Origin of the sequence: Streptomyces ortus, from assembly GCF_026341275.1 — a bacterium.
Classification (GTDB): domain Bacteria; phylum Actinomycetota; class Actinomycetes; order Streptomycetales; family Streptomycetaceae; genus Streptomyces; species Streptomyces ortus.
In genome coordinates this window covers 35,035-59,124 of sequence record NZ_JAIFZO010000001.1, presented here as the reverse complement: position 1 = coordinate 59,124, position 24,090 = coordinate 35,035, and the positions used below count along the sequence as shown (strand labels likewise).

Genomic DNA, 24,090 nt, shown 5'->3' with positions numbered 1-24,090 from the left:
CAGAGCAATGCCCATCGCAACCGTGAACCCGGCAACGGGCGAGACCCTGAAGACCTACGACGCGCTCGGTGACGCGGAGATCGAACACCGCCTCGCGACCGCGGAGGCGGCGTTCCGGACGCACCGCACCACCTCGTTCGAGGAGCGTGCCCGGCTGATGCACCGGGCGGCCGACCTGCTGGAGAGCGACGCTCCGGAGATCGGCCGGACGATGACCGTCGAGATGGGCAAGCCCGTCAAGCAGGCCCGCGCCGAGGCGGCGAAGTGTGCCAAGGCGATGCGCTGGTACGCCGACCACGCCGAGGAACTCCTCGCCGACGAGGAGGGCGCGAAGAACGACGCGGAGGACTCCGGCGCCTCCCGCGTCCTCGTGCGCTACCGCCCGCTGGGCCCCGTCCTCGCCGTCATGCCCTGGAACTTCCCGCTCTGGCAGGTGATCCGCTTCGCCGCGCCCGCGCTGATGGCGGGCAACGTCGGTCTGCTCAAGCACGCCTCGAACGTCCCGCAGACCGCCCTCTACCTGGAGGACCTGTTCCGCCGGGCGGGCTTCGCGGAGGGCTGTTTCCAGACGCTGCTCGTCGGTTCGGGCGCCATCGAGGACATCCTGCGCGACCCGCGGATCAAGGCGGCCACCCTGACCGGCAGCGAACCGGCGGGCCGTGCGGTCGCCTCGGTCGCCGGGGACGAGGTCAAGAAGACCGTCCTGGAGCTGGGCGGCAGCGACCCCTACGTGGTGATGCCGTCGGCGGACATCGACAAGGCGGCGAAGACGGCGGTGACCGCCCGGGTGCAGAACAACGGCCAGTCCTGCATCGCCGCCAAGCGGTTCATCGTCCACACCGATGTCTTCGACGCCTTCGCAGAACGCTTCACCGAGGCCATGAAGGCCCTCACCGTGGGCGACCCGCTGGACGAGGGCTCGGACGTCGGCCCGGTCGCCACCGAGCAGGGCCGTGACGACCTCGTGGAACTCGTCGACGACGCCGTCGAGGGCGGCGCCACCGTGCTGTGCGGCGGTGAGCGGCCCGACGGGGACGGCTGGTACTACCCGCCGACCGTCCTCGCCGACATCACGCCCGAGATGCGTATCCACCACGAGGAAGCGTTCGGCCCGGTCGCCACGCTCTACCGCGCCGCCGACCTCGACGAGGCGGTGGCCATCGCCAACGACACGCCGTTCGGGCTGAGTTCCAACGTCTGGACCCGCGACGAGGCCGAGACCGACCGTTTCGTACGGGATCTGGAGGCCGGCGGGGTCTTCTTCAACGGGATGACCGCGTCCCACCCGGCGTTCCCGTTCGGCGGGGTCAAGCGGTCCGGCTACGGGCGTGAGCTGTCCGGCCACGGAATCCGAGAGTTCTGCAACATCACCACCGTATGGCACGGAGCGTGAGCCTTCCGCGGCTACGATCCCCCCTGTGAACCGCGAAGTGACCCTGCCCCTGATCGTCGACGACCGCGGGACCCTGCAGGTGGCTGCCGCCGATGTGAGCAAGCTGCTGCGCACGATGGGGGGACGGTGGCTGCATCTCGTCGAGGCCGGGGAGGACGGGCTCGACGAGGACACGGTGGCCGCGCTCACGATCGAGCTGGCGAAGCTGGCCGACCGGATCGATGTGGCGTGCATCGCGCACAGCAGCGGGGGCGCCTCCGGCTGAGGGGGCGTGTTTGAAAAGACTGCGCCGTTCCTCGCGCCCCTACAAGCGAAAAGATTGCGCCGTTCCTCGCGCCCCCGAAAGACAAAAGATTGCGCCGTTCCCCGCGCCCCTCAAAGACAAAAGACTGCGCCGTTCCCCGCGCCCCCAGAGGGTTGGGCCCTATGGCCCGGGTCCCCGGTCTGGAGTAGTCCGGCGCGATAAACGGGACTTCTCGGGTGATCGTGGTGGGACCACCCTTCCGTCCGGGAGAGGCAGTTCCCGGCGGGCGAGAGAAGGCGCAGGCACATGGCGACTTTGTGCAGACCCGCGGTCTCCGTTCCGGAATACGTGATCACGATGGAGGAGACGCTTGAGCTGGCGCGCTCCCGCCACCCCGATCACCCCCAACTGCCGCTCGCGCTGCGGCTGATCGAGAACACCGGGGTACGCACCCGACACATCGTGCAGCCCATCGAGGAGACCCTGAAGCACCCCGGCTTCGAGGAACGCAACAAGGTGTACACGGCCGAGGCCAAGGCCCGGGTGCCGGCCGTCGTCCAGCGCGCCCTCGACGACGCGGAGGTCCTGCCCACCGACATCGACGTAATCATCTACGTCTCGTGCACGGGCTTCATGATGCCCTCGATGACGGCCTGGCTGATCAACGCCATGGGGTTCAGCAGCGACACCCGCCAGATACCCATAGCGCAGCTCGGCTGCGCCGCCGGGGGCGCCGCGATCAACCGGGCGCACGACTTCTGCACGGCCTACCCCGAGGCCAACGCGCTCATCGTGGCCTGCGAGTTCTGCTCGCTGTGCTACCAGCCGACCGACCTCGGGGTCGGCTCACTGCTGTGCAACGGCCTGTTCGGCGACGGCATCGCCGCCGCGGTGGTCCGCGGACAGGGCGGCGAGGGCATCCTGCTGGAGCGCAACGGCTCGTACCTGATCCCCAAGACCGAGGACTGGATCATGTACGACGTGCGGGCCACCGGCTTCCACTTCCTGCTGGACAAGCGGGTGCCGGCCACCATGGAACCGCTCGCCCCCGCCCTGCACAACCTGGCGGGACTGCACGGCTGGGACGCCTCCGACCTGGACTTCTACATCATCCACGCCGGGGGTCCGCGGATCCTCGACGACCTCAGCAAGTTCCTCCAAGTGGCACCGGAGGCCTTCCGGTTCAGCCGGGCGACGCTCACCGAGTACGGGAACATCGCCAGCGCCGTCGTCCTGGACGCACTGCGCAGGCTGTTCGACGAGGGGGGCTCCACTCACCGGGCGCGCGGACTGCTCGCCGGCTTCGGGCCGGGGATCACGGCCGAGATGGCGCTGGGCCGCTGGCACCGCACGAGCGAAATGACGGCGTGACATGACTTCTGACCTGACCTCCGACCTGCCCTCCCGCCTGCCCGCCGACCCGGCCCTGAACCAGGAGACGGCCGCGGCGCCCCCGGTGCGGCACTGGCCCGCCCTGGATCTCACCGGGGTCGACTTCGACCCCGTCCTGTCCGAGCTGATGCGCGAGGGCCCCATCAACCGCATCCAGCTGCCCAACGGCGAGGGCTGGGCCTGGCTGGTCACGCGCTACGACGACGTACGGCTGGTGACCAACGACCCCCGGTTCAGCCGGGCGAAGGTGCTCGGCCGGCAGGTCACCCGGCTGGCGCCGCACTTCATCCCCGCCCCGGGCGCGATGAGCTTCGTCGACAAGCCCGACCACGCCCGGCTGCGCAGGGCGGTGAACGCGGCGTTCACCTCGCGCGGGGTCGAACGCCTGCGGGCGAACGCCCAGCAGACGTTGGACACCATGGTCGACGACATGCTCCGGGACGGTCCCCCGGCCGATCTGATCGACCGGGTCCTGGCCCCCTTCCCGATGACCGTCATCTGCGAGCTGATGGGGGTCCCGGCCGGCGACCGGCAGACCCTGCACACCTGGACGCAGTCGATCCTCTCCTCCAGCCGGGGTGCCGAGGCCAGCGAGCGGGCCAAACGGGACATGGAGGTGTACTTCGCGAAGCTGATCGCCGAGCGCCGCGGCGCGACCGGCGAGGACGTCACCTCGCTGCTCGGCGCGGCGGTCGGCCGGGGCGACATCAGCGAGGAGGAGGCGGTGGCGCTCGCGGGTCCGATCCAGATCGGCGGCGAGGCCGTCACCAACAACACCGGACAGATGCTCTACATCCTCATGACCAGGCCGGCGCTGTTCGACCGGCTGCGCGACGAGCCGTCGCTGCGCCCGCAGGCCCTGGACGAGCTGCTGCGCTACATCCCGCACCGCAACGCCGTCGGGCTGTCCCGGATCGCCACGGAGGACGTGATCCTGCACGGCGTACGGATCAGGAAGGACGACCCGATCTACGTGTCCTACCTGGCCGCCAACCGGGACCCGGACGTCTTCCCCGACCCCGACCGGATCGACTTCGACCGCGCCGCCAACCCGCATGTGGCGTTCGGGCACGGTCCGCACTACTGCGTGGGCGGCATGCTCGCCCGGCTGGAGTCGGAGCTGATGGTGAACACGCTCCTCGACCGGATTCCGACGCTGCGGCTGTCCGTCTCGGCGGACGAGGTGCCGTGGCGGCGCGGCGCCCTGATCCGCGGGCCCGAGGCCCTGCCCGTCACCTGGTGACCGCGCTCACGCCGCCCGAGGGTCTGCTGGTGCCACCGGGTCACGGCCGTACGGTACGCACGCCGTCCCAGCACGTGACCTTCAAGGTGACCGGTACGCACTCCCGGGCGGCGTCCAGCTTCGAGGTGGTGGTGCCGCCCGGCTTCGACGTCGGCGCGCACGTCCACGCGCGCAGCGAGGAGCTGTTCTACGTCCTCGAAGGGGAGCTGGACGTGCTCGCCTTCGAGCCGCTGGTCAGGACGCCCGACAACTGGCAGCGGTGGCAGTCGGGTTCGGGCAGCAGGGTGGTGCGGGCGACGCCGGGGACGGTGATCGTCGTGCCGCCGGGGTGTCCGCACGCGTTCGCGAACCCGACGGGCGCGCCGGCGAAGATGTTCTTCCAGGCGTCGCCGCCGCCGGACCACGAACGGTACTTCGACGAGCTTCTGCGGATCCTCGACGCGGGGGGTCCCCCGGACGTGGCGGCGATCGCGGAGCTGCGGTCGCGCTACGACATCGAGCAACTGACACCGCTGCGCCACGGGTGAGCGTCCGCTCGCTCACCGACACAGTGCGGGCCCGCTGTAGCCGGCCGCGCAGTTCCCCGCGCCCCTAAAAGCCAAAAGACTGCGTGGCCAGCCACGGCGGACCCGCACCTGCCCCCTACCTGATCGGCATCCCGGACAGTGTGCGGGCGATCACCAGGCGCTGGATCTCGCTCGTGCCTTCGAAGATCGTGTAGATCGCCGCATCCCGGTGCATCCGCTCGACCGGATACTCGCGCGTGTAGCCGTTGCCGCCGAGGATCTGGATCGCCTGACCCGTCACCTTCTTCGCCGTCTCGCTGGCGAACAGCTTCGACATCGAGCCCTCCGCGGAGGTGAACTGCTTGCCGCTCACCGCCATCCAGGACGCCCGCCACACCAGCAGCCGCGCCGCGTCGATCGACGTGCGCATGTCGGCGAGCTGGAAGGCCACGCCCTGGTTGTCGATGATCGGGCGCCCGAACTGCTCGCGCGTCTTCGCGTAGTCGAGGGCCACCTCGTACGCGGCCCGTGCCGTGCCGACCGCCATGGCGCCGACAGCCGGGCGGGACGCCTCGAACGTGGCCATCGCCGCGTTCTTCAGACGCTCGCCGTTGCCCGCCTTGGCCCGCTCACGGGCCCGGGCGAGACGCTCGTCGAGCTTCTCCTTGCCGCCGAGCAGGCAGGAGCCGGGCACGCGGACGTTCTCCAGGACGACCTCGGCCGTGTGCGAGGCGCGGATGCCGTGCTTCTTGAACTTCTGCCCCTGCGACAGACCGGGCGTGCCCAGCGGGACGATGAAGGACGCATGGCCCTTGGAGCCCAGCTCCGAGTCCACGACGGCGACCACGACGTGCACGTTGGCGATGCCGCCGTTGGTCGCCCAGGTCTTCGTACCGTTGATGACCCACTCGTCCTTGGCCTCGTCGTACACGGCCCGGGTACGCATCGAGGCGACGTCGGAGCCGGCGTCGGGCTCGGAGGAGCAGAAGGCGGCGACCTTGACGTCGTTGGCGTCGCCGTACATCTGGGGGATCCAGGTGCCGATCTGCTCCTCGGTGCCGTTGGCGAGGACGCCCACGGCGGCGAGGCCGGTGCCGACGATCGACAGGGCGATGCCCGCGTCGCCCCAGAACAGCTCCTCCATGGCCATGGGAATGCCGAGGCCGGTGGGGTCGAAGTACTGCTGGGCGTAGAAGTCCAGGGAGTAGATGCCGACCTTCGCGGCCTCCTGGATGACCGGCCAGGGAGTCTCTTCCCGCTCGTCCCATTCGGCGGCGGCGGGGCGGATCACGTCGGCGGCGAAGCCGTGGATCCAGTCCCGCACCTCCTTCTGTTCGTCGTTGAGCTCCATGGTGAACTCGGCCATGTCCCCTCCAGCGCTGCACTCACGTGTTACTTGCGGTAACGGTAGCCTGTTACCGGTCGGTAGTAAAAGTCAACTCCCCGTTCCGGGTCGGCAGCCCGTTCGAGGCGGGGCCGACGCATGGTGTTACGTTGCGCAGGCGTCACCGAATCAGCACGGGTGGGGAGAGATCATGGACACCACGCAGCGGACCGATCAGCAGAGGTCCGCCGACCGCCGACGGCGCGAGCTGCTGGAGGCCGCCGACCGGGTGGTGCTCCGCGACGGCCCGGGCGCCTCGATGAACGCCATCGCGGCGGAGGCCGGTATCACCAAGCCGATCCTGTACCGCCACTTCGGCGACAAGGGCGGACTCTACGCCGCTCTGGCCAAGCGTCACACCGACGCCCTCCTCGGAGCGCTGCGCGCCGCGCTCGACGCGCCCGCCGAGCGCCGGGAACGGGTGGAGGCCACGCTCGACACCTACCTCGCGGCGATCGAGGCCCGCCCGCAGGTGTACCGCTTCCTGATGCACCCGTCGGAAGGCGGCCCGCAGAACGACCAGGGGTTCGACATGGGGGCGTACTCGTTCCCCCTCCTGCGCCGCATGGGCGAGGAGTTGGCCGACGTCATCGAGGAGCGCGTCGATCTCGGCCCGAACAGCCAGCAGTTGGCGCGCGTCTGGGGTCACGGCATCGTCGGCATGATGCACGCCGCCGGTGACTGGTGGCTCGGCGAACGCCCCTGCGCCCGCGCCGATTTGGTCCAGGCCCTGGCCGACCTCCTCTGGGGCCGCCTGGCAGCAGCAGGCGACAAAGCAGGCGGCCCAGGCTTCTGACCAGCACTCATATCCGGGCCGGGGTCAGCCCCCCCCTGGGGGCGCGGGGAACGGCGCAGTCTTTGCGCCTTTAGGGGCGCGGGGAACGGCGCAATCTTTGATGCTTTTCGCCTTTAGGGGCGCGGGGAACGGCGCAATCTTTGATGCTTTTCGCCGTCAGGGGCCCGGGGAACGGCGCAACCGGCCCCCACCGCCACACAGCGGGCTGACCACCTCAACCACCCCACGCGGAACGCTTCGCCTGCCAAAGCACCTTCCGCCGACGCCACCCCGCGACCCGGTCCACGTACAACCCACCGTCAAGGTGATCGCACTCGTGCTGAAGGCACCGCGCGAACCACCCGCTCCCATGCACCCGCACCGGCGCCCCGTCGAGGGACACCCCCTCCACCACCGCGTGGTCATACCGCTCCGTGCCCGCCTCAAGCCCCGGCAGCGAAAGGCACCCCTCGGGTCCCCGCAGCACGACCCCGTCCGCCTCGACCAGCCGCGGGTTCACCACATGCCCCACATGCCGCACCTCGTCGTCGTCGGGACAGTCGTATACGAAGACCCGCGACGACTCACCGACCTGGTTGGCGGCCAGCCCGACCCCCTGCGCCGCGTACATCGTCGCGAACATGTTCTCGACCAGCCGGGCGAGTTGGGGACCGAACTCCGTCACTTCTTCACACCGTGTGCGCAACACGGGGTCGCCGAGCAAAGACAGAGGTAGGACGCGCCCTCGGGCGCCGGGGATCGAACCGTGTCGCATGGCGGCAAGGGTACGGTCCTCAAGGCCGCGTCCCCGCCGGAGTGGTGCCGCGGTTCGGGCCTGCGAGTGGATCTCGATAGGCTGAGGGCCAGACGTTGCCGGGGGCAGTGCGCGGCGCCGTACGCTAGGAGGATCGAGAACTGATGGCAGGCAACTCGGACCCGCTGTCACCGCGGGCCAAGCTCGCCGTGACAGCGGGCAAAGCGGTCGCGGCGGCATCACGTGCCGCCGGCCGTGGCAGCGGATCGGTGATCGGCGGCCGGGTGGCACTCAAACTCGACCCCGACCTGCTGGCCCGGCTCGCCCAGCACCTGGACGTCATCCTGGTGTCGGCCACGAACGGCAAGACCACCACGACGCGGCTGATCGCCGAGGCACTGCGGGCCGCCGGGCCCGTCGTCTCGAACGCGCTGGGCGCGAACATGCCCGCGGGTATCACCTCGGCGCTGGCCGGCGGCTCCGACTCGCGGTTCGCGGTCATCGAGGTCGACGAGAAGTACTTGTCCGGGGTGGCGCGGGACACGGCTCCCAAGTGCATCGCCCTGCTCAACCTCTCGCGCGACCAGCTCGACCGCGCGGCCGAGACCCGCATGATGGCCGAGCACTGGCGCGAGGGCCTGGCCGGTTCCAAGGCCGTCGTGGTCGCCAACGCCGACGACCCGCTGGTCGTCTGGGCCGCCTCCTCCTCACCGAACGTGGTGTGGGTGGCCGCCGGTCAGATGTGGAAGGACGACGCCTGGTCCTGCCCGTCGTGCGGCGGCGTGATGCAGCGCCCCGGCGACGACTGGTTCTGCGGCGACTGCGGTTTCCGCCGCCCGACGCCCAGCTGGGCGCTGTCCGGGGACCACGTCCTCGACCCGCACGGCTCGGCCTGGCCGATCCACCTCCAGCTGCCGGGCCGCGCCAACAAGGCGAACGCCGCCTCGTCGGCCGCCGTCGCCGCCGTGTTCGGCGTACCGCCGCAGGTCGCCCTGGAGCGCATGTACCAGGTGCAGGCCGTGGCCGGACGCTACGACGTCGTGCAGTTCATGCAGCGCGACCTGCGCCTGCTGCTCGCCAAGAACCCGGCGGGCTGGCTCGAAACGTTTTCCCTGATCGACCCGCCGCCGACCCCGGTGATCCTGTCGGTGAACGCGCGCGGCGCCGACGGCACCGACACCTCCTGGCTGTGGGACGTCGACTACACCCGGCTCACCGGCCACCCGATCTTCGTGCTCGGCGACCGCAAGCTGGACCTCGCCGTTCGTCTGGAGGTCGCGAACCAGCAGTTCCAGGTCTGCGAGAACCTCGACCAGGCCGTGCAGCAGGCACCGCCCGGCCGCATCGAGGTCATCGCGAACTACACCGCTTTCCAGGATCTGCGGCGTCGTGTCGGCAACTGAACCCCGAAGGACGAAGAGAATGAGTGACAACAGCCTTCGGCTGGTGTGGATCTACCCGGACCTGCTGAGCACGTACGGCGACCAGGGCAACGCGCTCGTGGTCGAGCGCCGGGCCCGCCAGCGCGGTCTGGACGTGGCCCGTCTCGACGTACGCAGCGACCAGCCGATCCCCACCTCCGGCGACATCTACCTCATCGGTGGCGGCGAGGACCGGCCGCAGCGGCTCGCGGCCGAGCGGCTGCGCCGCGACGGCGGTCTGCACCGCGCGGTCGGCAACGGCGCGATCGTGTTCTCGGTGTGCGCCGGCTACCAGATCCTCGGCCACGAGTTCATCAACGACCTGGGACAGCGCGAGCCGGGCCTCGGTCTGCTCGACGTGCACTCCACCCGCGGCGAGGGCGAGCGGTGCGTCGGCGACGTGCTGGGCGACATCGACGCGCGGCTGGGGCTGCCGCCGCTGACCGGCTTCGAGAACCACCAGGGCATCACGCACCTGGGCCCCACCGCCCGCCCCTTCGCCAACGTGCGCCTCGGCAAGGGCAACGGCACGGGCGACGGCACGGAGGGCGCGTACAACGACACGGTCTTCGGGACGTACATGCACGGGCCCGTGCTCGCCCGGAACCCGCTGATCGCGGATCTGCTGCTCAAGCTGGCCCTCGATGTGAACGCGCTGCCGCCGATCGACGACCGGTGGTACGAGGCGCTCCGCTCCGAGCGCATCGCGGCTGCTCAGCAGCCTGCCTGAGCAGGCAGGCACAGCCCATCCGGCGACGTGCCCGCTCACCTGTGCGGGCACGTCCAGCAGGCGGACGCAGAGTGCGGAGCCGCCCCCTGCCGCCGGTAGGGTGGCGGCGTCCTGCCGGACAGCGTGGTCCGGTTCACGGCCCACGTTGAGAAGGTATTCCGGACTATGCGCATTGGTGTCCTCACGTCCGGGGGCGACTGCCCCGGTCTGAACGCCGTCATCCGGTCCGTCGTACACCGCGCCGTCGTCGACCACGGCGACGAGGTCATCGGCTTCCGGGACGGCTGGAAGGGCCTGTTGGAAGGCGACTACCTCAAGCTCGACCTCGACGCGGTGAGCGGCATCCTGGCTCGCGGCGGCACGATCCTCGGCTCCTCCCGGGTCCAGCCCGCGCATCTGCGCGACGGTGTGGAGCGGGCCAGGGGCCATGTCGAGGAGCTGGGGCTCGACGCGATCATCCCGATCGGCGGCGAGGGCACGCTCAAGGCCGCCCGCCTGCTGTCGGACAGCGGTCTGCCGATCGTGGGCGTGCCGAAGACCATCGACAACGACATCGCCGTCACGGACGTCACCTTCGGCTTCGACACGGCCGTGGGGGTCGCGACCGAGGCCCTCGACCGGCTGAAGACCACCGCCGAGTCCCATCAGCGCGTCCTGATCGTCGAGGTCATGGGCCGCAACACCGGCTGGATCGCGCTGCACTCCGGCATGGCCGCGGGCGCCCACGCGATCGTCGTGCCGGAGCGGCCCTTCGACATCGCGGAGCTGGCCGCCAAGGTCGGGGAACGCTTCTCCGCGGGCAAGAAGTTCGCCATCGTCGTCGCCGCGGAGGGTGCGAAGCCCCGCGAGGGCACGATGAGTTACGACGAGGGCCGCAAGGACATGTACGGCCACGAGCGGTTCGCGGGCATCGCCCGGCAGCTCTCCATCGAGCTGGAGGAGCGCCTCGGCAAGGAGGCCCGCCCCGTGATCCTCGGACATGTGCAGCGCGGGGGGACGCCGACCGCGTACGACCGGGTGCTCGCCACGCGGTTCGGGTGGCACGCGGTGGAGGCCGTGCACCGGGGTGAGTTCGGCACGATGACCGCTCTGCGGGGGACGGACATCGTGATGGTGTCGCTCGCTGAGGCGGTCGAGACGCTGAAGACCGTGCCGGACGAGCGGTACGCGGAAGCGGAGTGTGTGCTGTAGGGACAGCCCCCGGTCGTAGGCACGACCGGGGGCGGTTCTAGTCTGTGGGGGACAGACAGCGCGCAACCCGTACGAAACAGGAGCCGGCGGATGGATCACAGCGGGCACGGCACGTCCATGGATCTGCCGCCGTTCACGCTGGGGCGGGGGCTCGAATGGTCCCCGGACCCGTTCTTCCTCGTCGCCTGCCTCGTGGGGCTCGCGCTGTACGGGTGGGGCGTGGCGCGGCTGGTGCGGCGCGGTGACGCGTGGCCGGTCGGGCGGACCGTGGCGTTCGTCGTCGGTGTCCTGAGCGTCATGCTCGTGCTGTGCACCGGGCTGAACGACTACGGCATGGTCATGTTCAGCGTGCACATGGTGCAGCACATGGTGATCAGCATGCTGTCGCCGATCCTGATCCTGCTCGGTGCGCCGATCACGCTCGCCCTGCGCGCGCTGCCGACCGCGGGCCGTGGCCGCAAGGGGCCGCGCGAGCTGTTGCTGATGCTGCTGCACAGCAGGTTCATGCGGGTGGTGACGCATCCGGCCTTCACGATCCCGCTCTTCATCGCCAGCCTGTACGCGCTCTACTTCTCGCCGATCTTCGACTTCCTGATGGAGTCGAGGACCGGGCACGTGGCGATGATGTGCCACTTCCTCGCCGTCGGCCTGGTGTTCTTCTGGCCGATCATGGGCGTCGACCCCGGTCCGCACCGGCCCGGGTATCTGATGCGGATGCTGGAGCTGTTCGCCGGTATGCCGTTCCACGCGTTCTTCGGGATCGCGTTGATGATGGCGTCGGAGCCGATGGTCGAGACGTACAAGAATCCGGCGGCGTCGCTGGGCATCGACGCGCTCTCCGACCAGAACGCGGCGGGCGGCATCGCCTGGGCGTTCAGCGAGATCCCGTCCGTGCTCGTCCTGCTGGCTCTGCTCTTCCAGTGGTACCGCTCCGAGCAGCGGCAGGCGCGGCGTTCGGACCGGGCCGCGGACCGTGACGGCGACAAGGAGCTTGAGGCGTACAACGCCTATCTCGCCTCATTGAACGCACGCGGTAACTGAATCCCTTTCGGCCACTTCGCGCACTGTGCCAATTCCCCTTGACTGAAAGGCTTTGCTCTTCAGTAGCATGGCGTGTGAGGCCCTGCTTCCGTTCTGCGGGGTTCGGGGGAACCGCCACCGGGGGGAGCGGTCATGACAATTCACGCATGTGTGCAAAGGACCATGAAAACAGTGGTCCGCAGGCTCGCCGTACTACTGGCCGCCGTGCTGATCCTCGGCGGATGCACCGAACAACGTCTGTTCGCGGTGCGCGCGGTCGCAGCCGGAATACCGTCACTCGCACCTTTCTTCGAAGAGGACGGGTCGCTGGGCAAGGACCGCAGAGGACTCGCTCCCGAGGAGGCGCACAGCGGACTGCAGCAGGGCAACACCCCTGGCCTGTACGGGGGTACGCGCAATCAGCGGGTCTGTGACATCGAACGGCTCAAGGATTTCCTCACCGATCCCGAGAACAGGCAGAAAGCCCGGGAATGGGCGCGGATCGTGGGCATTCCGCCCGCGCGGATCGGGGGTTACCTCGACGGCCTCACACCCGTACTGCTGCGTCACGACACTCTTGTGAGGAACCACGACTACAAGAAGGGAAAAGCGGTCCCCTACGACTCGTTGCTCGCGGCAGGGGTCGCGGTTCTCGTGAACGAGCGGGGACTTCCCGCCGTGAAGTGCTCCTGCGGAAATCCGCTGAAGTCCTTCGACAAGGATCCCGAGAAGATCTCGGTCACGTTCGAGGACGGCAACAGGAAATGGGCGGGCTACGAGAAGTCCGACGTGATCACGGTCGGGCCCGCGTCGCGGCCTCTGCGGCGGATCGCGCTCCTCGACGTGGACGATCCCGACACGGCCATCGACCGGCCCGTCGGCACCACGGGGGAAGAGGACAGCACGTTCGACGCGACGAAGCAGCACGCGGTGCCGACTCTGGCGGGGATGACCTTCGACCGGGCCGATCGGGCGCTGGCCCGGCTGGGCCTGGCCGTGGCGTACGCCGAGGACGGTCCGCCACCGGGTGACGCGACGGTGACCGGCTCCACGCCCGGGCCCGGGACGCCGCTGGCGTTCGGCGAGGCCGTGACGCTGAACGTGGACGCCGACTCCGGCGCGCCCACGGACTCGGGTTCGCCCACGGACTCCGGGTCGGCCACCGATTCCGGGTCACCCACGGATTCCGGGTCGGCGACGGATTCCGGGTCGGGTTCCGGCACGACGTCGGGACCGTCGGCATCGCCGTCCGGGAAGGCGTCCGGCAGGGCGACCGGGTCGGCTCCGGGCAAGGGGACCCCGTCGGACAGGACGTCGTCCACGCCCGGCGGCGGGACCTCGTCGGGCACGGGGTCGACGGCGTCCGGTGGCGGGACCGCCTCCTCGACCACCGCCACCACGCCCACCCTGGCCGAGTCCGCGTCGGCCGGGCCACCGGCCTCGTCGACCGCGGCCGAGAGCCCGGCGTAGGCCCACCAGGAGCGGAACCCCGGGAGTGACCGGATGGCATCAGGAACACCGCAGTCGGGAGTCGGCCGGGTCATCGCCGACCGCTACCTCCTGCTGAACCGGCTCGGCAGTGGCGGCATGGGCCACGTCTGGCTCGCGTACGACCAGCGGCTGGCCTGTGAGGTCGCGCTCAAGGAGATCGTGTTCCGCGACCCGGGCGAGGCGGACCACGACCGCTCGGCCCGGGTGGCCCGGGCCCGCGCCGAGGCCCGGCACGCGGCGGGGCTGCGCGGCCACCCGCACGTGGTGACCGTGCACGACGTCCTGGAGCACGAGGGCCTGCCCTGGATCGTGATGGAGTACGTGGCCGGGGCGCTGGACCTGAGCGCCCTGGTCGCGCAGCGCGGGGCCGTGGCCCCCGCCGAGTGCGCCCGCATCGGGCTCGCGGTGCTGGACGCGCTGACCGCCGGGCACGAGCGCGGGGTCATGCACCGGGACGTGAAGCCGGCCAACATCCTGCTGGCCCCGGACCGCACGGGATCGCCGTACGCCCGCGTCCTGCTCACCGACTACGGCATCTCCGTGCGGCCCGACGGCGACGAGACCCGGTACACGCTGACCTCCGCCCTGGTGGGCACCGCCGGTTATCTGGCGCCGGAGCGGGCCCAGGGCGGGCCGCCCACCGCCGCCGCGGACCTGTTCTCGCTGGGCTGCACGCTCTACTACGCGGTCGAGGGGTACGGGCCCTTCGACCGTGAGTCGGGCCTCGCGGCGCTGACCGCCGCCGTCATGGAGGAGCCGCGGCCCGTGCTGCACGCGGGCGCCCTGGAACCGCTGCTGTCCGCGCTGCTCACCAAGGACCCGGTCCGCCGGATCACCGCCGAGGGGACCGAGGCCGCGCTGTCCCTGATCCTGACGCCCCAACCGCATCCCCGGACCCGGCTCGACCCGGCCTCGGAGCCTCCGTGGGCGGGCGGGATCACCCGTACGGCCGCGCCCCGCACTCCGCCCGCGGCCGTGCCCCCGCAAAGCCACGGAGGCGCCCCGCAGTGGTACGCGCCGTCCGGACCGCCTTCGGGGCAGGCTCCTGGCCCGTGGTCCGGTGTGCGGGGCTTCGGCCCTCCCCCGGCGGCCCCCGGGCGGCGCCGCCGGCCACGCAACCGTGCCCGGACGGCCGTACTGGCGACCGCGCTGGGGCTGGCCCTCGCGGTCGGCGGAGCCTGGTTCGCCATGGCTAACCTGCCGGGGGACGGTGACGCCAAACCGTACGGGGACGCCGTCGGGCTGTCCCGGCCGCTCGCCGACGGGGACTGCGTCGCGACCCGGTGGACCGGCGCCCCCTTCGTCGGGGATCCGGAGCTCCGGGTCGTGAAGTGCCTCAGCGAGGAGCCGTACGGGCAGGTGATGGCCGTGTTCGGGACGGCGTCCGCCCAGGACGCCCGCTCGGCCGGCGCCACCCGGTGCGAGCGGCGCACCGAGGAGACCCGGAAGAAGCTCGCGGACGTCCGCTCGTACGCCGCCGTGCCTACCGCCGACGGCTTCGAGAGGGCCGGGCACCGTGTCGCCTGTCTGCTGCTCGACGCGCGCGGCAAGCCGCTGTTCGGGCCGATCGGAAACCGTCGTCCCGTCGGGATGCGGTTCAGCGACACGGCCACCATGCAGAAGGGGGACTGCCTGGACCGTGTCAACGACAACATCGCCGAACTCGTCTCGTGCCGGGGCCCGCACCAGGAGCAGGTGCTCGATTTCCACCGGATGAGCCCGGACACGACCCTCGCCCGGGCCAGGCGACAGGCCACCACGGTCTGCCGTCAGGAGGTGCCGCCCGACGACTACGGCTACGACCCGAACATCTATACGGGCTCGTCCTGGGTGGGCGACAGCGCCTGGGCCTCCGGCACTCATTTCGTGGTCTGTACTGCAATTCGCAGGGACGGGGGCACCATGGAGAGGGACGAACCATGAGGAGGGTGTTGCGATGCCCGGTTCCACGAAGACCATGGGAGTGCTCACCGTCGGCGGCCTGGTGATGGTCACGGCCTACACGGTGGCGCTCGGCAGCAACGGCTGGCTGTGGTTCGGCTGGGTGGTGCTCGGTCTGATCACGCTGGCGATGGTGGCTTCCCGGCCCACCTGAGGCACCGCGCGACCGGTCCCCCGGGGAGGCGCCGCGGCCCCTCCCCGGGGGATTCGTGCGTGCGGCATCCGGTCGGGGACGGCTCATTCGCGGTTCAGGCGCCCCGCGGAGTGCACGCCCGGCTGGTACTTCGGCAACCGCGCGGTGATCTTCATGCCCGCGCCCGGAGCGGTCTCGATGACGAGGCCGTAGTCGTCCCCGTAGACCTGCCGCAGCCGGTCGTCGACGTTCGACAGACCGATGCCGTCCGAGGGGTCGGTCTCCCCCGCCAGGATGCGGCGCAGCCGGCCGGGGTCCATGCCGGGGCCGTCGTCCTCGATGACGACGAGCGCCTCGGCGCCGGCGTCCTGCGCGGTGATGCTGATACGGCTCTTGTCGACCTTGACCGTGCCGCCTTCCAGACCGTGCTTCACGGCGTTCTCGACGAGCGGCTGCAGACAGAGGAAGGGCAGGGTCACCGGCAGCACCTCGGGCGCGATCTGCAGGGTGACCGAGAGCCGGTCGCCGAAGCGGGCCCGGACCAGGGCCAAGTAGTGGTCGATGGCGTGCAGTTCGTCGGCGAGGGTGGTGAAGTCGCCGTGCCGGCGGAACGAGTAGCGGGTGAAGTCGGCGAATTCGAGAAGCAGTTCGCGGGCCCGTTCGGGGTCGGTGCGCACGAACGAGGCGATCACCGCGAGGGAGTTGAAGATGAAGTGCGGGGAGATCTGGGCCCGCAGCGCCTTGATCTCGGCCTCGATCAGCCGGGTGCGGGACTGGTCGAGGTCGGCGAGTTCCAGCTGGACCGACACCCAGCGGGCGACCTCCCCGGTGGCCCGCACTAGGACGGCGGACTCCCGGGGCGCGCAGGCGACGAGTGCCCCGTACACCCGGTCGTCGACGGTGAGCGGGGCGACGACGGCCCAGCGCAGCGGGCAGTAGGGCTCGTCGCAGACGAGCCGGAAGGCCTCCCCGCGGCCGGTCTCCAGGGGGCCGCCGATCCGCTCCATGATCTGCTCCCGGTGGTGCTCGCCCGCGCCCTCCCAGGCCAGCACGGTCTCCTGGTCGGTGAGGCAGAGCGCGTCGGTGCCGAGCAGGGTGCGCAGCCGCCGCGCGGACTTGCGGGCCGTCTCCCCGGTCAGGCCCGCGCGCAGCGGGGGCGCGGCGAGCGACGCGGTGTGCAGGGTCTCGAAGGTGGCGTGCTCGACGGGGGTGCCGAGGCCGCCGGGGCTCGGGGAGTGCGCGGTGCGCCGGCCGAACCAGAAGCCGGCCGCCAGCAGGGGCAGCACGGCCACGCAGAGTCCCGCCAGGAATCCGCTCACGCCTTGATCTCCTTGCTCGCCGTGATCTCCTTGGCCTCCGCGCGTACCTGTCCCCCGGCGAGTTCCTCCGGCAGATGGAAGCGGGCGAGGATCGCCGCCGTCCCGGCCGGTACGCGCCGGGGGGTCGCCAGGGACACCAGCACCATGGTGAGGAAGCCGAGCGGCACCGACCACAGCGCGGGCCAGGCGAGCAGCGCGTGCAGGGAGCCCGTGCCGGGGAAGCCGGCCATGGTGGCCGCGACCGCGAGGAGCGCCGAGCCGCCGCCGACGAGCATCCCGGCCGCCGCGCCGGGCGGGGTGAGCCGGTGCCACCAGATACCGAGGACGAGCAGCGGGCAGAACGACGAGGCGGAGACCGCGAAGGCGAGCCCCACGGCGTCGGCGACCGGCAGTCCGCCCACGAGCATGCTCGCCGCGAGCGGCACGATCATCGACAGGACCGTGCCGAGCCGGAAGTGCCGTACGCCCCGGGAGGGCAGCACGTCCTGGGTGAGCACGCCCGCCACGGCCATGGTGAGGCCCGAGGCCGTGGACAGGAACGCGGCGAAGGCCCCGCCGGCCACCAGCGCGCCGAGCAGATCCCCGCCGAGCCCGCCGACGACCCGGTCGGGCAGCAGGAGCACGGCCGCGTCGGCGTCCCCGGTCAGGGTCAGCTCGGGGGCGTACAGGCGGCCCAGCGCGCCGTAGAGCGGTGGGAGGAGGTAAAAGAAGCCGATCATGGTGAGCACGACGACGGTGGTGCGGCGGGCGGCCACGCCGTGCGGACTGGTGTAGAAGCGCACGACGACGTGCGGCAGCCCCATGGTGCCGAGGAAGGTGGCGAGGATCAGCCCGTACGTGGCGTACAGCGGCCGTTCCTCGCGGCCCGCGGCGAGCGAGGTGGACATGCCGCCGTTGCTGACACGGTCGGCGACGGGCACGGGGTCGCCCTCGGCGAAGGTCAGCCGGGTGCCCCGCTCGATGCGGTGGACGCCCGTGGGCAGCCTGAGCCGCCGGTCCTCGTACCGGACGCCGTCGACGGTGCCGTCCGCGGTGACGGTCAGCGGTGCTTCGAGCTTCAGATCGAGTCCGGCGTCGACGCGTACGACCCGGTGTTCGCGGAACGTGGCCGGTTCGTCGAAGGCGGGGCGCGGCGCGCCGTCGTCCCGCCAGGCGAGGGCGAGGAAGAGCACGGGGACGAGCAGGGCGGTGAGCTTGAGCCAGTACTGGAAGGCCTGGACGAAGGTGATGCTGCGCATGCCGCCCGCGGCGACGGTCGCCACCACGACGACCGCGACGATGACTCCGCCGAGGGACTTGGACGCCCCGGTGAGCACGTTCAGTGTCAGTCCCGCGCCCTGGAGCTGGGGCAGGAGGTACAGCCAGCCGACCCCCACGACGAACGCTCCGGCCAGCCGCCGCACGCCCTGCGAGGCGAGCCGCGCCTCGGCGAAGTCGGGCAGGGTGTACGCGCCGGAGCGGCGCAGCGGGGCCGCGACGAAGAGCAGCAGGACGAGGTAGCCGGCGGTGTAGCCGACCGGGTACCAGAGCATGTCCGGGCCCTGGACGAGGACGAGGCCCGCGATGCCGAGGAAGGAGGCGGCGGAGAGGTACTCGCCGCTGATGGCGGCGGCGTTCAGCCCGGGGCCGACCGTGCGCGAGGCCACGTAGAAGTCGGAGGTGGTGCGGGAGATGCGCAGGCCGAAGGCGCCGACGAAGACCGTCGCGACGACCACGAGGGCGACCGCGGGGACGGCGTAGTTCTCGTTCACGGGCTGCTCTCGTTCACGGGCTGTTCTCGCTCACGCTTTCCCGGCCCACGGGCTCAGCGGTCCTCGACGAGGCGGACGAAGTCCTTCTCGTTGCGGTCGGCACGGCGCACGTACCAGGCGGCGAGCAGCACCAGCGGCGGATAGACGCAGAAGCCGAGCACGGTCCATTCGAGGCTGGAGCTGTCTCCCAGCACGGTGAACACCAGCGGCAGCGGGCCCACCAGGAGGATGAGTACGGCGAAGACGGTGAGCGCGGCCCGCAGTTGGCTGCGCATCAGGGAGCGGACGTAGGTGTGGCCGAGCGTGGTCTGCTCGTCGATCTCGGTCCGCGGCCGGGAGCGGCTCAGCGGGCGCGTACGGCGCGGCGGGCCGGTGACGACGACCCGGCGGTCGGTGGGGACACGCCGCTCGGTGGGGTCGTGGGGCAACTCCGCCTCCTCAGCTCGCGGTCCGGCGCATCAGCAGGTCCCGCAGCTCCCGTGCGTGGCGGCGGCTGACCTGGAGTTCGACCGAATCGACCAGGACGCTCACCGTACCCGCGTCCAGGCGGAGTTCGCTGATGTGGCCGAGAGCGACGAGATGGCGGCGGTGGATACGGACGAAACCGCGGGAGCGCCAGCGCTCCTCAAGGGTGGACAGGGGGATGCGGACGAGGTGGCTGCCCTGGTCGGTGTGCAGCCGGGCGTAGTCGCCGTGGGCCTCGACGTGGGTGATGTCCTCGACGGCGACGAAGCGGGTGACTCCGCCGAGTTCGACCGAGATGTGGTCCGGGTCGGGTTCGTGGACGGGGATCAGCGGGGCCGCGTCCATCTGCTCGACGGCCCGGCGCACGGCCTCGGCGAGGCGTTCCCTGCGGACCGGCTTGAGGACGTAGTCGACGGCCTTGAGGTCGAAGGCCTGTACGGCGAATCCCTCGTGGGCGGTGACGAAGACGACGAGCGGCGGCTTGGCGAACCCGGCGAGCAGCCGTGCCATGTCGAGTCCGTCGAGCCCCGGCATATGGATGTCGAGGAAGACGACGTCGATGCCCTCGTCTCCGTCGGGGCCGCTGTCCAGGGCCCGGTTGATCCGCCGCAGCGCCGCCGTGGCGTCGCTCGCGCCCTCGACGCTGCTCACCCGTGGATCGGCGTCCAGCAGATAGAGCAGCTCTTCGAGGGAGGGCGGTTCGTCGTCGACGGCGAGGGCGCGCAGCATGAACCCGGAGTGTAGGAGCAATCCACGCCCCTGCACATGCGGCGGGCAAGGTCGTCGGCGCCGGCACCTCGTCGGATCGTCGCCGGCCACAGCGCCCGGCCGGCGCAGGCCGCAGTGCCCGGCCCACGCTGGATACAGTGCCCGCATGAGACCCGTGTCCGCGCCCTTCGACGATCTCGACCGGAAGATCGTCACGGCTCTGATGGCGAACGCCCGCACGAGTTTCGCCGAGATCGGCGCGACGATCGGGCTGTCCGCCACCGCCGTCAAGCGCCGGGCCGACCGGTTGCGCGAAACGGGGGTGATCACGGGCTTCACGGCGACGGTGAAACCGGCGGCCCTGGGGTGGCGTACGGAGGCGTACGTGGAGGTGTACTGCGAGGGCGCGGCGCCGCCGCGACGGCTCGCGGAGGTGGTGCGCAACCATCCGGAGATCACGGCGGCGATGACGGTGACCGGCGGGGCGGACGCGCTGCTGCATGTACGGGCCCGGGACGTGGAGCACTTCGAGGAGGTGCTGGAGCGGATCCGGGTGGAGCCCTTCATCCGCAAGACGGTCAGTTTCATGGTGCTGTCGCATCTGCTGCCGGAGAGCCCCGAGGCGGGGGCGAACCAGCCCGCTCCGGAAGCCTGAACCCGGCGTTCCTTCACCCGTTCGGGCCAATCACGCACTGATCGTGCGCCGAAGGGCCCCTAGACGCAGCATTTCTTCGGCAGCGCGCAATTCCTGATTCTTGTGGCGGCTCTTCCCCGTTTTCTACCGTTGAGGCATCCCACCCGACACCTCAGGAAAGCGGAGGAACCCCTCTGTGCCCATGAGTCGTGTGCCCCGTCCCAGGCGGTTCCTGGTCTGCGAACCCAGACACTTCGCCGTGCGGTACGCCATCAATCCCTGGATGCGTGCGGACACGCGGGTCGACGTCGATCTGGCCCGGGGCCAGTGGGCGGAGCTGGTCTCCGCGTACCGCGCCCACGGTCACACCGTCGACAGCGTGGAGCCGGTCGCCGGTCTGCCGGACATGGTCTTCGCCGCGAACTCGGCGCTGGTCGTGGCCGGCCGGGTCTTCGGCTCGCTCTTCCACGCGCCGCAGCGCCGCCCGGAGTCGACCGCGTACGAGACGTGGTTCAAGAGCGCAGGTTTCGACGTCCGCCGGCCCGAGTCGGTGTGCGAGGGCGAGGGCGACCTGGTGTTCGCCGGCCGCCATCTGCTGGCCGGCACCGGGTTCCGTACGGCCCGGTCCGCCCACCACGAGGTGCAGGAGTACTTCGGTGTGCCCACGGTCAGCCTCACGCTGGTGGACCCCCGCTTCTACCACCTCGACACCGCGCTGTTCGTGCTCGACGACGGCCCCGAGGCGAACATCGCGTACTACCCGGAGGCGTTCTCCGCGGGCAGCCGCGAGGTGCTGCGCCTGCTCTTCCCGGACGCGGTGGTCGCCACCCACGAGGACGCGATGGTGTTCGGCCTGAACTCCGTCTCGGACGGCCGCCACGTCTTCATCGCGCCGCGCGCCGAGGCCCTCGCGGGCGAGCTCGACCGCCACGGCTATGTTCCCGTCCCCGTCGACCTGTCGGAGTTCCAGAAGGCCGGCGGCGGCATCAAGTGCTGCACACAGGAGATCCGCTCATGACTGTCGCGACCGGCCGTTCCCTGCGCTCGTCCGCCGAGCTGATCCGCGCCGAGGAGCCCGTCCTCGCGCACAACTACCATCCGCTGCCCGTGGTCGTGGCCCGCGCCGAGGGCGCCTGGGTGGAGGATGTCGAGGGCCGCCGCTATCTCGACATGCTGGCCGGTTACTCGGCGCTCAACTTCGGGCACCGCCACCCGGCCCTGGTCGAGGCCGCGCACCGGCAGCTCGACCAGCTGACGCTGACCTCGCGCGCCTTCCACAACGACCGGCTGGCCGCGTTCGCCGAGTCGGTGGCCGCGCTGACCGGCCTGGACATGGTGCTGCCGATGAACACCGGCGCCGAGGCCGTGGAGAGCGCCGTCAAGGTGGCCCGTAAATGGGCCTACGAGGTGAAGGGCGTCCCCGACGGCCGGGCGACGATCGTCGTGGCCGCCGACAACTTCCACGGCCGTACGACGACCATCGTCAGCTTCTCCACCGACGAGACGGCCCGCGCGGGGTTCGGCCCCTTCACACCCGGCTTCCGGGTGGTCCCGTACAACGACCTCGCCGCGCTCGAAGCGGCGGTCGACGAAACGACCGCGGCCGTGCTGATCGAGCCGATCCAGGGCGAGGCGGGAGTCGTCATCCCGGACGACGGCTATCTGCGGGGCCTGCGCGAGGTGACCCGGCGAGCCGGGTGCCTGTTCATCGCCGACGAGATCCAGTCGGGGCTCGGCCGCACAGGGCGCACGCTGGCCGTCGAGCACGAGGACGTCGTCCCGGACGTGGTGCTGCTCGGCAAGGCGCTCGGCGGCGGCATCGTGCCGGTCTCCGCGGTGGTCGCGCGGCGCGAGGTGCTGCAGGTGCTGCGTCCCGGCGAGCACGGCTCGACGTTCGGCGGCAATCCGCTGGCCGCGGCGGTCGGCTCCGCCGTGGTGGAGCTGCTGGAGACGGGCGAGTTCCAGCGCCGGGCGCAGGAGGCGGGCGTGCTGCTGCGGGACGGCCTGTCGGCCCTCGTGGGCAAGGGCGTGCGCGGCTTCCGGGCACGCGGGCTGTGGGCGGGCGTGGACATCGATCCCGCCCTCGGCACGGGCCGCGAGATCAGCGAGTCCCTCATGCGCGAGGGCATCCTGGTGAAGGACACCCACGGCTCCACGATCCGCCTGGCCCCACCCCTGACCATCACGAACGAGGACCTGCAGATGGCGCTCGGCACCCTGGAGAGCGTCCTCCGAAAAGGCGCCTGAACCGCAGCCCCCCTAGGGGCGCGGGGAACGGCGCAGTCTTTGCGCTTTTGGCCTTTGAGGGGCGCGGGGAACGGCGCAGTCTCTGGCCGTACAGGGCCGCGGGGAGCCATTCGCACAGTTCCCCGCGCCCCGGAAGGGGATGGTTACGGCTTCAAAAGGGTCTTGACCATCCCATCCTCCTTCGCCTGGAACATCGCATACGCCTTCGGCGCATCCTCCAACGGCATGGAGTGCGTCTTGAACGTGTCCACACCCAGCGGATCCTCGTCCGTCAGCAGCGGCAGGATGTCGTCCACCCACCGCCACACGTTCGCCTGCCCCATCCGTACCTGGATCTGCTTGTCGAACATCGTCAGCAGCGGCATCGGGCTGACGGCGCCGCCGTAGACCCCGGAGATGGACAGCGTCCCGCCACGGCGCACCAGCTCGATCCCGGCGTACAACGCGCCCAGCCGGTCGATCCCCGCCTTCTCCATCATCGGCTGCGCCACCGCGTCGGGCAGCAGCCCGGTGACCCACTGGGCCGCCTTGGCGAACGGGGTGCCGTGCGCCTCCATGCCGACCGCGTCGATGACCGCGTCGGTCCCGCGCCCGTCGGTGAGGTCCCGGACGGCGGCCACGAGGTCCTTGCCGTTCATCCGGGCGTCGAAGCAGGTCACCCCGTGGGCACTGGCACGGGTCAGGCGCTCCTTGACCAGGTCCACGCCGATGACCAGGCCGGCGCCGCGCTGCTTCGCGATCCGGGTGGCCATGTCACCGATGGGTCCGAGGCCCAGCACGGTGACGCTGCCGCCCGGCGGGATCGCCGCGTACTCGACCGCCTGCCAGGCCGTGGGCAGGACGTCCGACAGGTAGACGAAGCGGTCGTCGGGCGGGCCCTCCGGCACCTTGATGGGCAGTTTGTTGCCGAACGGCACCCGCAGGAACTCCGCCTGCCCGCCCGGCACCTGCCCGTACAGCTTGGTGTAGCCGAACAGGGAGGCGCCGCAGCCGCGCTCGCGCACCTGGGTCGTCTCGCACTGCGAGTGGAGCCCCTGGTCGCACATGTAGCAGTCGCGGCACGAGACGTTGAAGGGGATGACCACCCGGTCGCCGGGGGCCAGCGCGGTCACGTCCGGCCCCACCTCCTCCACGATGCCCATCGGCTCGTGGCCGAGGATGTCGCCGGGGTCGATGAAGGGTCCGAAGAGTTCGTAGAGGTGGAGGTCGGAACCGCAGAGGCCGGTGGAAGTGATCCTGACGATGATGTCGTCGGGCTTCTCGATGCGCGGATCCGGCACCGTCTCCACCCGGACGTCCCGCTTTCCCTGCCAGGTCAGTGCGCGCATGGTATGACTCCTCCAGCGAT

At 70.9% G+C, this 24,090-nt stretch carries 23 protein-coding genes; 16 read left to right on the top strand and 7 right to left on the bottom strand.

Annotated elements, in window-relative coordinates:
- Positions 1–7: 7 nt before the first annotated feature.
- The 5 genes from K3769_RS00315 to K3769_RS00295 all read left to right on the top strand — a co-directional run bounded on the left by K3769_RS00315 (position 8) and on the right by K3769_RS00295 (position 4,799).
- Positions 8–1,393 carry an NADP-dependent succinic semialdehyde dehydrogenase gene (locus K3769_RS00315; protein WP_267024365.1) on the top strand — a complete coding sequence of 462 codons (1,386 nt, stop codon included), beginning with the start codon at positions 8–10 and terminating at the stop codon, positions 1,391–1,393.
- Positions 1,394–1,418: 25 nt separating this feature from the next.
- On the top strand, positions 1,419–1,658 hold the full coding sequence (locus K3769_RS00310; RefSeq protein WP_107018811.1) for a DUF6213 family protein: 240 nt from the start codon (positions 1,419–1,421) through the stop codon (positions 1,656–1,658).
- Positions 1,659–1,943: 285 nt separating this feature from the next.
- Positions 1,944–3,008: a type III polyketide synthase gene (locus K3769_RS00305; RefSeq protein WP_267024364.1), complete on the top strand. Its 1,065-nt coding sequence runs from the start codon at positions 1,944–1,946 to the stop codon at positions 3,006–3,008.
- Between the two features lies 1 nt (position 3,009).
- Positions 3,010–4,272 (top strand): cytochrome P450, encoded by a 1,263-nt coding sequence (locus tag K3769_RS00300; protein WP_372514835.1) that lies wholly within the window; start codon positions 3,010–3,012, stop codon positions 4,270–4,272.
- Complete coding sequence (locus K3769_RS00295) at positions 4,269–4,799, top strand: cupin domain-containing protein (RefSeq protein WP_267024363.1); 531 nt, start codon at positions 4,269–4,271, stop codon at positions 4,797–4,799. The genes K3769_RS00300 and K3769_RS00295 overlap by 4 nt, the downstream gene beginning before the upstream one ends.
- Before the next feature lie 115 nt (positions 4,800–4,914).
- On the opposite strand, the gene K3769_RS00290 is transcribed toward K3769_RS00295, so the two are convergent.
- Positions 4,915–6,144, bottom strand: coding sequence for an acyl-CoA dehydrogenase family protein (locus K3769_RS00290; RefSeq protein ID WP_267024362.1), 1,230 nt, complete (start codon positions 6,142–6,144; stop codon positions 4,915–4,917).
- A 169-nt stretch (positions 6,145–6,313) separates the two neighbouring features.
- Here K3769_RS00290 and K3769_RS00285 point away from each other — a divergent pair, with 169 nt between their 5' ends.
- Entirely contained in the window at positions 6,314–6,958 is a 645-nt protein-coding gene (locus tag K3769_RS00285; protein WP_267024361.1) for a TetR/AcrR family transcriptional regulator, read from the top strand.
- A 214-nt stretch (positions 6,959–7,172) separates the two neighbouring features.
- On the opposite strand, the gene def is transcribed toward K3769_RS00285, so the two are convergent.
- Positions 7,173–7,712 (bottom strand): peptide deformylase, encoded by a 540-nt coding sequence (def, locus tag K3769_RS00280; RefSeq protein ID WP_267024360.1) that lies wholly within the window; start codon positions 7,710–7,712, stop codon positions 7,173–7,175.
- 143 nt (positions 7,713–7,855) lie between these two features.
- Between def and K3769_RS00275 the strand changes: the two genes are divergently transcribed.
- The 7 genes from K3769_RS00275 (at position 7,856) to K3769_RS00245 (ending at position 15,639) form a co-directional block, all read left to right on the top strand.
- Complete coding sequence (locus tag K3769_RS00275) at positions 7,856–9,094, top strand: MurT ligase domain-containing protein (protein ID WP_267024359.1); 1,239 nt, start codon at positions 7,856–7,858, stop codon at positions 9,092–9,094.
- Between the two features lie 19 nt (positions 9,095–9,113).
- On the top strand, positions 9,114–9,842 hold the full coding sequence (locus tag K3769_RS00270; RefSeq protein ID WP_055617073.1) for a type 1 glutamine amidotransferase: 729 nt from the start codon (positions 9,114–9,116) through the stop codon (positions 9,840–9,842).
- A 165-nt stretch (positions 9,843–10,007) separates the two neighbouring features.
- Complete coding sequence (locus K3769_RS00265) at positions 10,008–11,033, top strand: 6-phosphofructokinase (RefSeq protein WP_267024358.1); 1,026 nt, start codon at positions 10,008–10,010, stop codon at positions 11,031–11,033.
- A 90-nt stretch (positions 11,034–11,123) separates the two neighbouring features.
- Positions 11,124–12,074 carry a cytochrome c oxidase assembly protein gene (locus K3769_RS00260; RefSeq protein ID WP_267024357.1) on the top strand — a complete coding sequence of 317 codons (951 nt, stop codon included), beginning with the start codon at positions 11,124–11,126 and terminating at the stop codon, positions 12,072–12,074.
- Positions 12,075–12,236: 162 nt separating this feature from the next.
- Entirely contained in the window at positions 12,237–13,523 is a 1,287-nt protein-coding gene (locus K3769_RS00255) for a DUF6777 domain-containing protein (RefSeq protein WP_267024356.1), read from the top strand.
- A 33-nt stretch (positions 13,524–13,556) separates the two neighbouring features.
- Positions 13,557–15,467, top strand: coding sequence for a serine/threonine-protein kinase (locus tag K3769_RS00250; protein ID WP_267024355.1), 1,911 nt, complete (start codon positions 13,557–13,559; stop codon positions 15,465–15,467).
- Positions 15,468–15,480: 13 nt separating this feature from the next.
- Positions 15,481–15,639 (top strand): hypothetical protein, encoded by a 159-nt coding sequence (locus tag K3769_RS00245; protein ID WP_267024354.1) that lies wholly within the window; start codon positions 15,481–15,483, stop codon positions 15,637–15,639.
- Between the two features lie 83 nt (positions 15,640–15,722).
- Here the strand turns inward: K3769_RS00245 and K3769_RS00240 are convergent, their stop codons facing one another.
- From K3769_RS00240 to K3769_RS00225, 4 genes are read right to left on the bottom strand one after another with little or no spacing between them, the layout of a single operon-like run.
- Positions 15,723–16,937, bottom strand: a complete 1,215-nt coding sequence (locus K3769_RS00240; protein ID WP_267024353.1) for a sensor histidine kinase — start codon at positions 16,935–16,937, stop codon at positions 15,723–15,725.
- Positions 16,934–18,688: a sodium/solute symporter gene (locus K3769_RS00235; protein ID WP_267024352.1), complete on the bottom strand. Its 1,755-nt coding sequence runs from the start codon at positions 18,686–18,688 to the stop codon at positions 16,934–16,936. The genes K3769_RS00240 and K3769_RS00235 overlap by 4 nt, the downstream gene beginning before the upstream one ends.
- Positions 18,689–18,741: 53 nt before the next feature.
- Positions 18,742–19,116 carry a hypothetical protein gene (locus K3769_RS00230; RefSeq protein WP_267024351.1) on the bottom strand — a complete coding sequence of 125 codons (375 nt, stop codon included), beginning with the start codon at positions 19,114–19,116 and terminating at the stop codon, positions 18,742–18,744.
- 10 nt (positions 19,117–19,126) lie between these two features.
- Positions 19,127–19,882: a LytR/AlgR family response regulator transcription factor gene (locus tag K3769_RS00225; protein WP_267024350.1), complete on the bottom strand. Its 756-nt coding sequence runs from the start codon at positions 19,880–19,882 to the stop codon at positions 19,127–19,129.
- A 145-nt stretch (positions 19,883–20,027) separates the two neighbouring features.
- Here K3769_RS00225 and K3769_RS00220 point away from each other — a divergent pair, with 145 nt between their 5' ends.
- The 3 genes from K3769_RS00220 to rocD all read left to right on the top strand — a co-directional run bounded on the left by K3769_RS00220 (position 20,028) and on the right by rocD (position 22,742).
- Positions 20,028–20,516: an Lrp/AsnC family transcriptional regulator gene (locus K3769_RS00220; protein ID WP_267024349.1), complete on the top strand. Its 489-nt coding sequence runs from the start codon at positions 20,028–20,030 to the stop codon at positions 20,514–20,516.
- Positions 20,517–20,691: 175 nt separating this feature from the next.
- Complete coding sequence (gene ddaH, locus K3769_RS00215; RefSeq protein WP_267024348.1) at positions 20,692–21,513, top strand: dimethylargininase; 822 nt, start codon at positions 20,692–20,694, stop codon at positions 21,511–21,513.
- Positions 21,510–22,742: an ornithine--oxo-acid transaminase gene (gene rocD / locus K3769_RS00210; RefSeq protein ID WP_267024347.1), complete on the top strand. Its 1,233-nt coding sequence runs from the start codon at positions 21,510–21,512 to the stop codon at positions 22,740–22,742. The genes ddaH and rocD overlap by 4 nt, the downstream gene beginning before the upstream one ends.
- A 143-nt stretch (positions 22,743–22,885) precedes the next feature.
- Here rocD and K3769_RS00205 read toward each other — a convergent pair whose 3' ends face one another.
- Complete coding sequence (locus tag K3769_RS00205; protein ID WP_267024346.1) at positions 22,886–24,070, bottom strand: alcohol dehydrogenase catalytic domain-containing protein; 1,185 nt, start codon at positions 24,068–24,070, stop codon at positions 22,886–22,888.
- Positions 24,071–24,090 lie beyond the last annotated feature (20 nt).